13 protein-coding genes are annotated in these 13,163 nt (G+C 60.5%); 8 read left to right on the top strand and 5 right to left on the bottom strand.

Features of this window, described 5'->3' with window-relative positions:
• Window positions 1-58 precede the first annotated feature (58 nt).
• On the top strand, window positions 59-955 hold the full coding sequence (locus tag ACSQ9D_RS02160; protein WP_436280975.1) for a LysR family transcriptional regulator: 897 nt from the start codon (window positions 59-61) through the stop codon (window positions 953-955).
• Here ACSQ9D_RS02160 and ACSQ9D_RS02155 read toward each other — a convergent pair.
• Window positions 903-1,808 carry a LysR family transcriptional regulator gene (locus tag ACSQ9D_RS02155; protein ID WP_436280974.1) on the bottom strand — a complete coding sequence of 302 codons (906 nt, stop codon included), beginning with the start codon at window positions 1,806-1,808 and terminating at the stop codon, window positions 903-905. The genes ACSQ9D_RS02160 and ACSQ9D_RS02155 overlap by 53 nt on opposite strands.
• A gap of 106 nt (window positions 1,809-1,914) precedes the next feature.
• Between ACSQ9D_RS02155 and ACSQ9D_RS02150 the strand changes: the two genes are divergently transcribed.
• Window positions 1,915-2,913, top strand: coding sequence for a zinc-dependent alcohol dehydrogenase family protein (locus ACSQ9D_RS02150; protein ID WP_436280973.1), 999 nt, complete (start codon window positions 1,915-1,917; stop codon window positions 2,911-2,913).
• 35 nt (window positions 2,914-2,948) lie between these two features.
• Here the strand turns inward: ACSQ9D_RS02150 and ACSQ9D_RS02145 are convergent, their stop codons facing one another.
• Together ACSQ9D_RS02145 and ACSQ9D_RS02140 are read right to left on the bottom strand one after the other, a co-directional pair.
• On the bottom strand, window positions 2,949-4,106 hold the full coding sequence (locus ACSQ9D_RS02145; RefSeq protein WP_436280972.1) for an adenosylhomocysteinase: 1,158 nt from the start codon (window positions 4,104-4,106) through the stop codon (window positions 2,949-2,951).
• Window positions 4,107-4,198: 92 nt separating this feature from the next.
• Window positions 4,199-5,089: a LysR substrate-binding domain-containing protein gene (locus tag ACSQ9D_RS02140; protein ID WP_436280971.1), complete on the bottom strand. Its 891-nt coding sequence runs from the start codon at window positions 5,087-5,089 to the stop codon at window positions 4,199-4,201.
• Window positions 5,090-5,344: 255 nt separating this feature from the next.
• On the opposite strand from ACSQ9D_RS02140, the gene ACSQ9D_RS02135 reads away from it, so the two are divergent.
• The 5 genes from ACSQ9D_RS02135 (at window position 5,345) to ACSQ9D_RS02115 (ending at window position 10,641) form a co-directional block, all read left to right on the top strand.
• On the top strand, window positions 5,345-5,857 hold the full coding sequence (locus ACSQ9D_RS02135) for an NUDIX hydrolase (RefSeq protein WP_436283747.1): 513 nt from the start codon (window positions 5,345-5,347) through the stop codon (window positions 5,855-5,857).
• Between the two features lie 61 nt (window positions 5,858-5,918).
• On the top strand, window positions 5,919-7,418 hold the full coding sequence (locus ACSQ9D_RS02130; RefSeq protein ID WP_436280970.1) for an inorganic phosphate transporter: 1,500 nt from the start codon (window positions 5,919-5,921) through the stop codon (window positions 7,416-7,418).
• Window positions 7,419-7,431: 13 nt separating this feature from the next.
• Complete coding sequence (locus ACSQ9D_RS02125; RefSeq protein WP_436280969.1) at window positions 7,432-8,169, top strand: 16S rRNA (uracil(1498)-N(3))-methyltransferase; 738 nt, start codon at window positions 7,432-7,434, stop codon at window positions 8,167-8,169.
• A 149-nt stretch (window positions 8,170-8,318) separates the two neighbouring features.
• Window positions 8,319-9,692 carry a glutamate--cysteine ligase gene (locus ACSQ9D_RS02120; protein ID WP_436280968.1) on the top strand — a complete coding sequence of 458 codons (1,374 nt, stop codon included), beginning with the start codon at window positions 8,319-8,321 and terminating at the stop codon, window positions 9,690-9,692.
• Between the two features lie 85 nt (window positions 9,693-9,777).
• Complete coding sequence (locus ACSQ9D_RS02115; protein WP_436280967.1) at window positions 9,778-10,641, top strand: DUF937 domain-containing protein; 864 nt, start codon at window positions 9,778-9,780, stop codon at window positions 10,639-10,641.
• 86 nt (window positions 10,642-10,727) lie between these two features.
• Here the strand turns inward: ACSQ9D_RS02115 and ACSQ9D_RS02110 are convergent, their stop codons facing one another.
• Window positions 10,728-11,027 (bottom strand): DUF1127 domain-containing protein, encoded by a 300-nt coding sequence (locus ACSQ9D_RS02110; protein WP_436280966.1) that lies wholly within the window; start codon window positions 11,025-11,027, stop codon window positions 10,728-10,730.
• Window positions 11,028-11,228: 201 nt separating this feature from the next.
• Here ACSQ9D_RS02110 and ACSQ9D_RS02105 point away from each other — a divergent pair, with 201 nt between their 5' ends.
• Complete coding sequence (locus ACSQ9D_RS02105; RefSeq protein WP_029710342.1) at window positions 11,229-12,185, top strand: LysR substrate-binding domain-containing protein; 957 nt, start codon at window positions 11,229-11,231, stop codon at window positions 12,183-12,185.
• 4 nt (window positions 12,186-12,189) lie between these two features.
• Here the strand turns inward: ACSQ9D_RS02105 and ACSQ9D_RS02100 are convergent, their stop codons facing one another.
• Window positions 12,190-12,822, bottom strand: a complete 633-nt coding sequence (locus ACSQ9D_RS02100; protein WP_072370679.1) for a TetR family transcriptional regulator — start codon at window positions 12,820-12,822, stop codon at window positions 12,190-12,192.
• Window positions 12,823-13,163: the final 341 nt, after the last annotated feature.

Below are 13,163 nucleotides of genomic sequence, written 5' to 3'. Positions count from 1 at the left end.
TTCCCGATTGTGGCGCAAATGCTAAGCACTTATTCCAAAAGGATAAACAATCAGACGCATGACCAATCTCGGTGACCTCGAAATTTTCGCAAAAGTCGTTTCGACGGGAAGCATGTCGCTCGCCGGCCGGGCCCTCGGCTTTTCGCCGGCAGTCGTCTCGAAGCGGATCAAAAGGCTTGAGGATCGGCTGGGCACGCGGCTTCTGCAGCGCACGACCCGGCAGATTTCGCTGACCGAGGCGGGCCAGGGCTTCTACGACCGCGTGCTCGGCATTCTTTCCGGCATCGAGGAGGCAGAATACTACATTTCCGGACGCTCGGCGCAGATGCAGGGAACGCTGAAGGTGACGGCACCGACCTCGTTCGGACGCACCCATGTCGCCCCGCACTTGAAGTCCTTCATGGATATGCATCCTGGGCTTGCGATTCATCTCGTGCTCAGTGACGAATTCACCGACATCGTGGGCGAAGGCTTCGACCTTGCGATCCGCATCGCGGAACTGACGGACTCGAGCCTTGTCGCGCGACGACTTGCGCCTGTGCGGCGCCTGCTTTGCGCTTCGCCGGACTATCTCGCAGCCAACGGTACACCGCAGGCGATCGAAGACCTGAAGCAACATCGTTGCCTGCCTGCGCACAACAACGATGCCTGGCGGCTGGAAGGGCCCGAGGGCCTGCTTTCCCTGCGGCCGGAAGGGATGCTCGTCACGAATTCAAGCGAGGTGGTCCGGGAGGCTGTCATATCGGGGCTTGGCATCGCGCTGCGGTCCACCTGGGACATCAGCCGGGAACTGAAGGATGGCCGGCTCGTACACATCCTTACGGCCTACGAAGGATCGCGCAACGTGGCGCTTTCCGCGGTTTACCCGAGCCGCCAGTTCCTGCCGGCAAAGGTGCGGCTGTTCATCGACTATCTCGCCGAAGTTTACGGACCGGTTCCCTATTGGGAGCGCTAGACGCTCTCGCCAGCCTCAAGATTACAAGATCGAGAAGCGCCCGCAAGCGCGCCTGCCGCTTCATGTCCCGGTGATAGCCGACCCAGGTGTCGCGCCCGGGCGGAGCCTCGCCGAGGTCGACCGGCTCGATGTCAGCGATTGAATCGCCAAGAGGGCGCGGCAGAACGGCCAAGCCGGCGCCATTCCTGCAAAGCGTCGCCTGCACATCGCGATTGTTGCTACGCATGGCAATCTCTGCCTTTGGCAGCAGGCGCATCAGCCATGCGAAATCCGGCATGCCGCCAAAAGCCTCGTCCATCGTTACCAGACGCGCGCCTGTACCATCGCCTGCTTTCGGATGCTCCTCGCCACGGCTGGTATAGAGCCGATAGTCGATGTGGAGCAGCCTGCGCGATATCACCTCCGGCTCGGTGAAGGGCGCGATCCGAAAAACGATATCCGCCTCTCGCCGGGAAAGGCTCAGCAGGCGGCTATCTGTGAGCAATTCGACGACGATCTTCGGATAGCTCAGCGAGAATTCCGCAAGCACTGGCGCAAGCACATGCGCACCGAACCAATCCGAAGAGGACAAGCGCAGAAAGCCGCTCAGTTGCCGGTTCTGCCCGGCGAGTTCCCGCTCAAGGCCGAGTGCTTCTTCTTCCATGCGCTCGGCGTGCGCAAAGACGGCTGCGCCCTCATCCGTCAGCACGAAGCCGTCCGCCGTCCGCTGAAACAGGGTCTGGCCGAGCGAGACTTCCAAAGCGCGCAGACGGCGGCCCATCGTCGGCTGCGTCAGGCCAAGGCTGCGAGCAGCCGCACCCAAAGTACCCTGGCGCGCAATCGCCAGGAACAGCTTGAGATCGCTCCATTCCACGATCCAACTCCCAAACACAAGCGCATGGACTTCATGCAATCTCTTTCATTCCCATTCGCATTTCAACGGCGCATTCTCCTTCCCGTACAGACGAAAGGAGAGTTGCATGTCAGCGACTACAACGATGAAGACGCTTTTGATTGATGCGCCGAAAGCCGATTTCCGTTCAGCAGAGATCGCCAGGCCGATGCCGCGTGAGGGTGAAGTGCTCGTCCGGATCAAGGCGAGCGGCGTCAATCCGCTGGATACGAAGATCCGCGCCGGCAATGCCGCCCATGCGCGCCATCCGTTTCCGGCAGTTCTCGGGATAGATATGGCTGGCGTCGTTGAGCAAGTTGGCCCCGGCGTCACCAGGTTCCACCGCGGCGATGACGTCTACGGGATGACCGGTGGAGTCGGCGGCATCCAGGGCTCGCTGGCTGAATTCGCGGCCGTCGACGCTCGACTGATCGCGCCGAAGCCCCCCAATCTCTCGATGCGCGAGGCAGCAGCCTTGCCGCTCATCGCAATTACAGCTTGGGAAGGGCTGGTCGATCGCGCCAATGTCCGGAATGGCCGGCAGGTTCTTGTCCTCGGCGCCGGCGGCGGTGTGGGGCACATTGCCGTACAGATCGCAAAAGCCGCAGGCGCCGATGTCTTTGCGGTCGACAGCGCCTCCAAGGCTGACTACCTTGCAAGCCTTGGAGCAACGCCGATCGACTACAAGGCAGAGACCGCGGGGGACTATGTCCGCAATCATGCGGGCGACAAAGGCTTCGATGTCGTCTACGACACCGTCGGCGGCACCGGCCTCGATACAGCCTTCCAGGCTGTCGGTCGGTTCGGTCACGTCGTCAGCGCGCTCGGATGGGGGACCCATGCCCTCGCCCCTCTGTCGTTCAAGGCGGCGACCTATTCGGGCGTGTTCACGCTGCTGCCGCTTCTGACCGGCGAAGGGCGCAGCCATCACGGCGAAATCCTGCGGGAGGTGAGCAAGCTCGTCGAGGCGGGAAAGGTGATGCCGAGGCTGGACGCGCACCGCTTCGGACTTTGCGATGTGGCCGAGGCACATGCGCTGATCGAAAACCGCAAGGCTAACGGCAAGCTGGTGGTTGAGATCGCTTGAATTCACAAGGTGCGGCGTAAGCTTGCCGCACATTCCTACCGCGCCAGATCGAGATAGGCGCTTGCCACCATGGCATCGATATCCTTCGGCACCGGCACAATGCAGCTCTCGGCGCCGACCTCGCGCCTGGCGATACGCTCGAGGCAGCGCGCCTGCAGCGTGAAGCCGAGGTCCATCGACTCTACGGAATTGCCAAGCGGGCGCGGACCAGCAAGGTTTGCCATATGTCCGCCGCCGAGAATATGGAAGCAGCGACCGTCCTTCAGGTGCAAGGTCTCCATATGGTCGGTCTCGTATCGATCGATCCGCACCACGTCGGCGTGCTGGCGGAAAGCGGCAACGTCGATTTCATGCGGGAAATGCCCGCCATTCATCAGGATGGCACCATCCTTGATCAAAGGAAGGTCCGCTGCAGTGACGATGCCTGGGAAGCCCGTAACCGTGACGAGCACGTCGGCGCAGGAGATCGCCTCGTTGCGCAGCGGCGTGGAGAAGCCGTCGAGATGGGCTTCCAGCGCTGTCACGGGATCGATATCGACGACGCTGACGCTTGAAAACGCGTTGCGGAAGCAGGCTGCGGTCCCCTTCCCACAGGCGCCGTAGCCGAAGACGGTCACGCGCTTGCCGTTGGTGGAGCGGTTGGTGAAGCGCATGTAGCTTTCGAAAAGGCTCTGCCCCACCGCATGCCTGTTTTCAGCGAACTGCTTGATGGGGCTATCATTGATGATCAAGATCGGCATGCCAAGCTTCTCGCGCAGCGGCAACAGGCGTGTGCGGCCTGATGTCGTCTCCTCGGTGCCCCCGAGAAGGCCGGCGTAAGGAGACGCGGCCGCGATGGTAAAGAGGTCGCCGCCATTGTCGAGCAGCAGATCCGGCCTTTCGGCAACAACGGCCTCCAGGCTCTTGTGATGCGCGACGCGGTCCGTCGTCTGGGTTGCAAACACGGTGATCCGCTGCGAACGGAGGAACTCGACGGTCGACGGCTGCGTGCTGTTCAGATTGCCGGTGCAGACGAGCCGTGCACCGCCGGCCCTCAGCGTCATCAGAAGCGCCACGGTCTTCGGCTCCAGATGGATACCCGTGCCGATGGTCAAGCCGCCGAACGGCTGGGTTTTCTCAAACTCTGCCGCCGTTGCCTTCAGCAAACGGCAGCTGTTGTTGATCCATTCGATGCGGGTTGCGTCTCTGTGCATATCCGTGTCCTTCTGCTCTCAACGCAGTGTTAGACCCGGCAGCGGCTTTCGGCCATGGAGATAATTCTTCGCAATAGGGCAGGAAATCTGCCCTATTGCGTCGACACGCCGGAACGGAGCAGCCAGTCGCGAAGAGCGGTGAACGCGGGCTTCTTCGCGTCGGCGTTTCGACAGGACAGGCTATAGCCCGCCGGGCGGCGAACGAAGCCATAGGGCGCCGCAAGCAGATTGCGCTGCAAATCATCCTCAATGGCGGCGCGGGGGGCGAGCACGACACCCACACCCGATCGTGCCGCCCCGAGTGCGAGCGGCAAATCCTCGAACTCCTGCTTGCGCCGGAACGTCACGGCCTGAGTGCCGCTTTCTGCAAACCATTCCTGCCAGAGAGTTAGCGCGCTACGGCTGACGAGAGCGGTGATCTCCGCCATGTGCGCGGGATCTTCGGCGATCCTGTCCGCAAGATCCGGCGTGGCAACGGGTCCGAATTCATCCTCCATGAATTTGACCGCCGTCACGCCCGCCGCCGGTCGGTATTCGCCGCCCATGATGACCGCATCAAGCTCCGGATGCAGCGACAACGGCTCGACGATCGACACCGGCACGATATCGACATCGACGCTGCCGAGTGCAGCCTGCATATTTGCAAGTCGCGGCATAAGCCACCATATAGCGAAGGCCGAGGGCACGCCGAGGCGGATGCGGCGACGCTCACCGCCCGCAAATTCGGCCGCGGCGCGCTCGAGCACAACCAAGGCCGCGTTGGCTGCCTCCGCGAACCGTGCCGCTTTCGCCGTAGCAGCCAATTTCCGTCCATCGCGCTCGAACAGTTTCTCGCAGAAATAGCTCTCCAGGATGGCAAGCTGCTGGCGCACGGCGCCGCGCACGACACCAAGTTCTGCGGCAGCGCCGAGAATGCTGCCATGGCGGCAGACGGCTTCGAAGGCCCGGACCGCTTTTAAGGGAGGAAGACGCATGGTTACCATAGTATTGACATAACAGTGCACGACATGACGCCGACATTGATTGAAATGCAAGACAGGCCCATATTGAACGCCTGTGCAATGGCGGAATCAGGATAGTATTTGGCGGGTTTTCCGAACCGTGGCGAAACGGAAGCCGCCTATTGATAAGTATCAAATCCCACTGGAAAACGTCAAACACGTATGGATTGCGCAAGCTTTCCAGTGGATACTAATATAGTCGCTTCAAGGAGCTGAACTAAAAAGGTGACCCGACCGTTGACTCTTCTTGCCCGCCTCGCTTCAGACGTGCAGCTGATGTTCAGACGCCCACCGCGTCAACAATATGCTGCGCTTTGCTATCGGGTGAAGAAGAAGACAAGCGAGCTTGAGGTGCTTTTGCTGACGAGCCGCGATACCGGCCGGTGGGTCATTCCCAAGGGATGGCCGATGGATGGGCGTACAGCCTACGAGGTTGCTGCCCGCGAAGCCTTTGAGGAGGCGGGTGTGCGCGGGACGGTCGAGAACGAAATCCTTGGCACTTACTCGTATCCGAAGGCTTTGAAGAATGGGCTCAGCGTAACTTGCAAGGTTCAGGTCTATGCCCTTGAGGTCGTCAACATCGCCAAGAATTTCAAGGAGAAAGGCGAGCGCAAGACCGAGTGGGTTTCCTGTGACGAAGCCGCGAAACGGGTTTACGAGCCCGAGTTGCGGGAGATCTTTTTGCTCTTCAAGCGCCGTCTGACGGAGCAGCTCGCGGCAAGGATGCCGAAGCAAATTCCAGCGGAATGATACTGCCATCTTGCGCTGCTAACCTTGGCGACGTTAAAGGGACTGAACGCCAAGGAACAGCATGCCCGACCGACCAGCCGTCCTCACGAAACGAACTCTCGACAAGGATCTCGACAAGCTTACGCATGTTGAGGACGCGACGAAGTTTGTCTCGCGCAAACTGGTGGCCCCGGGCCTCGGGCTGATCTTCCTCGGACTGGCCATGCTTTTTGCGGGCGTGTACGTCTTCGACCGGCCAAGCGCCGTCCTCGTGATCGCCGCTGCAGCACTTGCCGCCTACATGGCCATGAATATCGGCGCAAACGACGTCACCAACAATGTGGGCGCCGCGGTCGGTGCGCGCGCGATGACCATGGGCCAAGCGCTTGTCATCGCCGCAATCTTCGAAATTCTCGGTGCGACGGTTGCCGGCGGCGAGGTCGTCAAGACGATTTCCTCAAGCATCGTCGATACGGTGCAGGTGCCGCCGGGGACGCTCAGCTGGATCATGATGGCGGCGCTGATGGCCGCCGCCTTGTGGATCAACCTCGCCACCTGGCTGAATGCGCCGGTCTCGACAACGCATGCGATCGTCGGAGCGGTGATAGGAGCGGGTGTCGGCGCGGTCGGCCCCGAACCGGTGAACTGGCGCGTCATGATCGAGATCACGTCGGCCTGGGTGACATCGCCGCTGCTTGGCGGCGTGATCGCGGCTGGTCTGCTTTTCATCGTCAAGACCTTCATCATCTACCGTCATGACAAGATCGCTGCCGCGCGGCGTTGGGTGCCCGTGCTGATCGCTATGATGATCGGCGGCTTTGCGTCGTACATGGTCCTGCAGATCGAAGCGACCAACGCGTTTTCTCCGTTCACAATCATTCTCTTCGGCATCGCGGTCGGCTGCCTCGGATGGCTTGCTGCACGATCGTTCGTCCGCAGGCAGGCTGTGGGACTGGAAAACCGCAACAGCTCGCTGCGCGTTCTCTTTCAAATCCCCTTGATCGGTTCGGCAGCACTGCTTTCCTTTGCGCACGGCGCGAACGACGTATCCAATGCCGTCGGCCCGCTCTCGGCAATCGTGCGTGCGGTCGGCGCGTCCGCCGGAGATGCGCACGGCAAACCCCCTGTCTGGGTGCTCTTGATCGGTGCCTTCGGTATCTCCGTCGGCCTTCTGCTTTTCGGGCCGCGCCTGATCCGGCTTGTCGGTGAGCAGATTACCAAGCTCAACCCCATGCGCGCCTATTGCGTGGCGCTGTCAACGGCCTTCACCGTTATCGTTGCCTCATGGCTTGGCATGCCGGTCAGCACGACGCATATCGCTGTAGGTTCCGTGTTTGGTGTCGGCTTCTTCCGTGAGTGGTATACGCGGCATTCAAAGCGCCGTATCGAATACATGCACCGCAGGGCGGAGAGCTGGGCGCTCGACGAACCGGAAGATCCGAACACGCACGAAGTTCGCCGGCGCTATCTCGTCCGCCGGTCGCATTTCATGACGATCATCGCCGCCTGGATCATCACCGTGCCGGCCTCCGCAGCGCTTGCAGCCGTCATCTATTGGGTTATGTTCGCGCTCTTTGTTTGAGCAGGACTTCTCAATGCGCGCCAATTTTCGGATGCAAAGGCTGTTCGTGGAGGCTGCCCTCGCCGCCGGGGCGACGGTCGAGACGACGGCAGATCACTTCAACTATCTCGCCAACGTGCTGCGTATGGCCGAGGGCGCCGAGCTGCTTGTCTTCAACGGCCGCGACGGCGAGTGGAAGGCGCGTCTCTCCTTTCCGACGCGAAAGCGCATTGTGCTGATTGCCGAGGAGCAGACGCGGCCGCAACCTGCGCCGTCCGATCTGCACTATCTCTTTGCCCCCCTGAAGGTCGGGCGCCTCGACTACCTTGTGCAGAAGGCGGTGGAGATGGGAGCAGGCGTTCTGCGCCCGGTGATGACCCAGCATGTGCAGGGCAAGATCACCAATCGCGACAAGCTGAAGGCAAATGTCATCGAGGCGGCGGAGCAATGCGGCATACTTGACATCCCTGATGTTGCCGAGCCTGTGAAGCTGTTCGACCTCCTGGATACCTGGCCGGGCGAGCGCCGCATCATCTATTGCGACGAGGGCGACGCAGGGCAGAACCCGCTGCCTTTGCTATCCGGAATCAGCGAACGCAAGCTGGCGCTGCTCGTCGGCCCCGAGGGCGGTTTTTCCGAGGAGGAACGCGCGCGGCTGCGCAGCCTCGATTTCATCACTGCAATCCCGCTCGGACCGCGGATCCTGCGGGCGGATACAGCTGCGGTTGCTGCCATGGCAGTCATTCAGGCGTCGATCGGCGACTGGAATTAACCCTAGGATCGCTTGCGGCCGAAATATGCTGCTATTTTTTTGATGGGCCGTTGAAACAATTTCACTTGCAACATACGTGGGAGCGGTCCTAATCACCCTTCCAATTGCCCGGGTTTTCCCAGGCGCTCTCCCATTGCAGGTAGACTTGAATGGCTCGCGATACCACCGACCAGACCCCGCTCTCTTCGGTTCAGGAGCTGACCGATTATCTCGCGGCGGGAAACAAGCCGAGGGGAAAATTCCGCATCGGCACCGAGCATGAGAAGTTCGCCTTCTTCCGGGCCGACAACAGCCCCGTGCCGTACTTCGGCGAGGCCAGCATTTCGGCGCTGCTGCAAGGCCTCCAGAAGAAATCCGGCTGGGACCCGATCACGGACGGCGACAACATCATCGGCCTTGGCGAGCCGAAGGGAATGGGCGCGATATCGATCGAGCCCGGCGGCCAGTTCGAACTGTCCGGCGCACCGCTGGAAACGATCCATGAGACCTGCAAGGAATCGAACGCGCACCTGGCAACGCTGCGCGAAATCGCAGAGCCCATGGGCATCCGCTTCCTCGGCATCGGCGGCAGTCCCAAATGGACGCTGGCCGAAACGCCCGCGATGCCGAAATCACGCTACGAGATCATGACCCGCTACATGCCGAAGGTCGGATCCAAGGGTCTCGACATGATGTACCGCACCTGCACCATCCAGGTGAACCTCGACTTCTCCTCGGAAGCCGACATGCGCAAGAAGATGCGCGTCTCGATGAAGCTTCAATCTCTGGCAACCGCCCTCTTTGCCTCCTCGCCCTTTACCGAAGGCAGGCTCAACGGCCTGCTTTCATGGCGCGGCGATATCTGGCGCGATACCGACAACAATCGCTCCGGTCTGCTGGACTTCACCTTCCGCGACGACTTCGGTTTTCACGACTATGCCGAATGGGCCCTCGACGTGCCGATGTATTTCGTGGTGCGCGACGGGCATTATCACGACTGTACGCATGTTACCTTCCGGCAGTTCATGAATGGCGCACTGAAGGGCGAAATCGCCGCCTGGGAGCCGACGATGGGAGACTGGACCAACCATCTCTCGACGCTCTTCCCGGATGTGCGGCTGAAGCGCTTCCTCGAGATGCGTGGCGCGGATGGCGGACCCTGGCGGCGCATCTGCGGGTTGCCAGCCTTCTGGGTCGGGCTTCTCTATGACGACGCGGCGCTCGAAGATGCGGATATGCTGACCAAGGACTGGACGTTCGAGGAGGTCAACGCCTTGCGCGATGCCGTGCCGGCTCAGGGCTTGAGGGCAAAGTTCCGCGGGCATGAACTCTATGAGACCGCGCGTGAAGTCATCGCCGTTTCGAAGGCGGGTCTCAGGGCGCGCAACAAGCTCAACAGGGAAGGCCAGGACGAAACCATCTTCCTTGCCCCGCTCGACGAAGTCATGGCCAAGAAGGCGACTTTGGCCGAGGATCTGCTGGCGCTTTACCACGGCCGCTGGAACGGTTCGGTGGAGCCGGTCTTCGAAGAATATCAATACTAAGCGCTTCTGCAAAAAGCGGTTTGCGCATTCCTTTTTCCGGCTATAGTGACGCAATTGCGCGTTGCGAACCGGGAAGGGGATTTCCATGCTGCCACTCTTCGACATGATGATGCAGGCCCAAAACGGCGCGGCGATGGATGCTGTCTCCAAGCAGTTCAATCTTGCTCAGGAGCAGGCCGCCAAGGCGATGGCAGCGCTCATGCCGGCGTTTTCCGCCGGCTTGAAGCGGAGTACCGGCAATCCTTACGACTTCATGGGGCTGATGCAGGCGATCGCCTCCGGCAACTATGCCAAATATTTCGAGGACATGAGCAAGGCCTTCACGCCGCAGGGGATATCGGACGGCAACAACATCCTTGCACAGCTGTTCGGCTCCAAGGAGGTCTCGCGCGCGGTGGCGGCGCAGGCGGCCCAGATGACGGGCATCGGACAGGAAATCTACAAGCAGATGCTGCCGGTGATGGCCAATACGCTTATGGGCGGCCTGTTCAAGCAGTCGATGGGGCAGATGACGACCCCAGTCAACCCGTTCGTCAACACGGCGATGGGCGAAACCATCCAGAAATGGCTCGAAAGCACCGGCTTCGCACCGAAGCAGAAGCCCACTCCCGAGCCCAGCATCTTCGATAACCCCTTTACTCAGGCCATGCAGCTGATGTTCGGCATGCAGAAACCGGAGGCAGAGAGGACGGTCACCAACCCGTTTTTCGACAACCCTTTTGCAAAAGCCTTTCAGGAAATGATGGGCTCGCTCGGAAAGCCGGTTGAGCCGAAACCCGCGGAAGCTCCGAAGGAGCAGGCAAAGGCAGAGACTGAAACCTACATGGACATGCTGAACAGCATGTTCGACAGCGGGCTCGAGGTGCAGAAGAGCTACCAGAAAAGCATGGAAACCATCTTTGAAACCTATATGCCGAAGACACCTCCTTCCACTCCTCCAAAGGCATAAAAAAACCCGGAGACGGCTGGGAGGCCGGTCACCGGGCAAGAGGCAGGGCTATTGGCTATCACCCTGCGGGGAAAACTGAGCCGGCCTTAATCCTTTCGGGACCGGAAGAGCGACTTTCGTCCGCGATTGTGCGCGGAACGCGTCAGATGTTCCGACGGATCTTCAAAGAAGGTGGACGCCAGGAACGCCGAGGTGAGATCGGCCCTGCTAAGGCCGATATCCTTCAATTGTTTGTCATCGAGCTCGTGCAGCCGGTTGATCTCCATACGGTTGCGGAACACGCGCAGTACGGATGACAACGTTGCAAAGCCATTTGCGAGACGCTGGGAAAACGTCAGCGTAGTCTGGCTGCAGTCGAGTTCGAGTATCCGGTCTGTCGTGCGCATGGTTGATCCTTTCATTGGCGCGCAACAACCCACCCCTCCCGCGAGGTCGAGCGGGAAGGCATCGGGTTGAAATCGGAGCGGACAGGCAGGGTGTCTGTCCTTCACTTTGTTTGATTTGCACCCCGAAGATGCCAAACACCTATTGATCAGTCCAACGAATGTTTCTAATGATTAGCATCAGAGATTGTTATAGGTGAACTCATGTCCGCACCTCTTGATATTGATCAGTTGCAGACCTTTATCGCGATTGTCGATTCCGGCAGCTTCACCAAGGCTGCCGACAGGGTCTACAAGACGCAGTCGGCCGTTTCCATGCAGATGCGGCGGCTGGAAGAACGCATCGGCAAGCAGCTTTTCATCAAGGACGGTCGCGGCAACCGCCTGACCGCCGAGGGCGAAAAGCTCTTGAACTATGCGCGGCGCATGATTCGGCTGAACAATGAGGCAATCGCAGCCTTTGACGACAACCGTCTCGAGGGCACGCTGCGCATCGGCACGCCCGATGACTACGCCGACCGCTACATGCCGGAGATCATCGGCCGCTTCGCCAAGACGCATCCGAATGTCGAGCTCTACATCGTCTGCGAGCCCTCGGTGGACCTTGCCGAGCGCATACATCGCGGCGAGCTCGATATCGCGCTGGTGACGCATAACCCGCGCGAGCGCATGTCGGACGTCGTGCGGACCGAACCGCTCTGCTGGGTTGGTTCGGCCAACCATCCGATCCGTGACGATGCGCCGGTGCCGCTTGCCGTCGGTCGCCGCGACTGCCAGTGGCGCCAGCTCGCCTGCTCGGCGCTCGATGCGGTCGGACGCGAGCACCAGATCCTGTTCACCAGTTGGTCATGCACCGTGGTCGCGGCCGCAGTCCTCGCCGGCATGGCCGTTTCCGTCATGCCGGAATCGGCGCTGCGCACGGGGATGAAGGTACTGAGCCAGGCGGATGGTTTTCCCGCCCTGCCCCCGGTTCAGATCGGCATCATGAAGCGGCCCGGTGTCTCGATCTCGCTGATGAATGCCATTACCGCGCATATCACCGCCTGCCTCGACAACATCACGCCCGCCGTCGTCGACGACAATCTCGAGCCTGATGTGAAGAACGCCTATGGGCGGGTGCAACCCCGCCTCAAGATCGCCAACGCCGTACCCAGCTGGTAGGCGCTCAGGCAGCAACAGGCGAGAGGAAGGCGGTGCGGATCACGCGCTTCCACTCGTCCAGAATGCGCCTGGCAAGGGAATCCTCGCTGACGACCGCAAGGCGGATCGAGGCCCCAAGTAGGTGGCTGAACAGGTAGGTGCGGGCCTGCATGTCAGCTGTGGACAGTTCCGGTGCCACGCGGCGGACGGCGTCCTGGAAAATGTCCGCAATCCGTTTGCTGTGCTCGATGTTAAGCCGCAGCAGGTCGTGGTCGGTCTCGGTGCCCATCCAGATACCGAGATAGGCGGCGTCTCTGCGATAGTCGTCATAGTGCCAGTCAATCGTTGCGGCGAGCACATCGAGCGCATGATCGACGGAGTGCACGGACGCAAAGGCATCGGCTATCCGCGTCTGGATCGTCAACGCATGGCGGTCGAAGAGAGCTTTGACGATCGCGGCCTTCTCGGGAAAATACTGATAGACGGAGCCGATCGGCACCTTGGCGGCGACGGCCAGTTCCGTCATCCGCATGGCGCTCACACCCTTCTCGGCAATGATTGCCGCCGCGGCCGCCAAGATGAGGTCGAGCCTCTGAATACTGCGTTCCTGCTTCGGCTTCCGGCGGAGGCCAATACGATCCAAACTTCCGACCTTCATGTCGTTCCCATTTGTTCTATTTGGAGCGACGGAGGTGGTTCATGCCGGCGCCATTTGGCCGATATGACATGCAGGTCTTCACGACTCGTAAACGAGATAGATCGGATTGTCTTAATCGGGAAAAGTATAAAAAAATCGGGGTGATACGCCCCGATTTGGTCATCTTCAGGCTGCGAATTTACCCAGCTGCCTCCGGCTCAGCGCTGATCGTATCGATCTTGTAGCCGTCCTCGACGCAGGCGCGACTCGCATCCGCGTGGGCGCGCTTGAAGGCGGCTATTGATGATTGTCCGCCCACCACCACCGGAACAGTTGTCCATTGACCTTCGATAATCTCCAGT

Origin of the sequence: Rhizobium sp. LjRoot258 (genome assembly GCF_964254185.1) — a bacterium.
GTDB lineage: Bacteria > Pseudomonadota > Alphaproteobacteria > Rhizobiales > Rhizobiaceae > Rhizobium.
The sequence above is the reverse complement of the archived record's forward strand: the minus strand, read 5'-3'. Positions and strand labels throughout refer to the sequence as shown.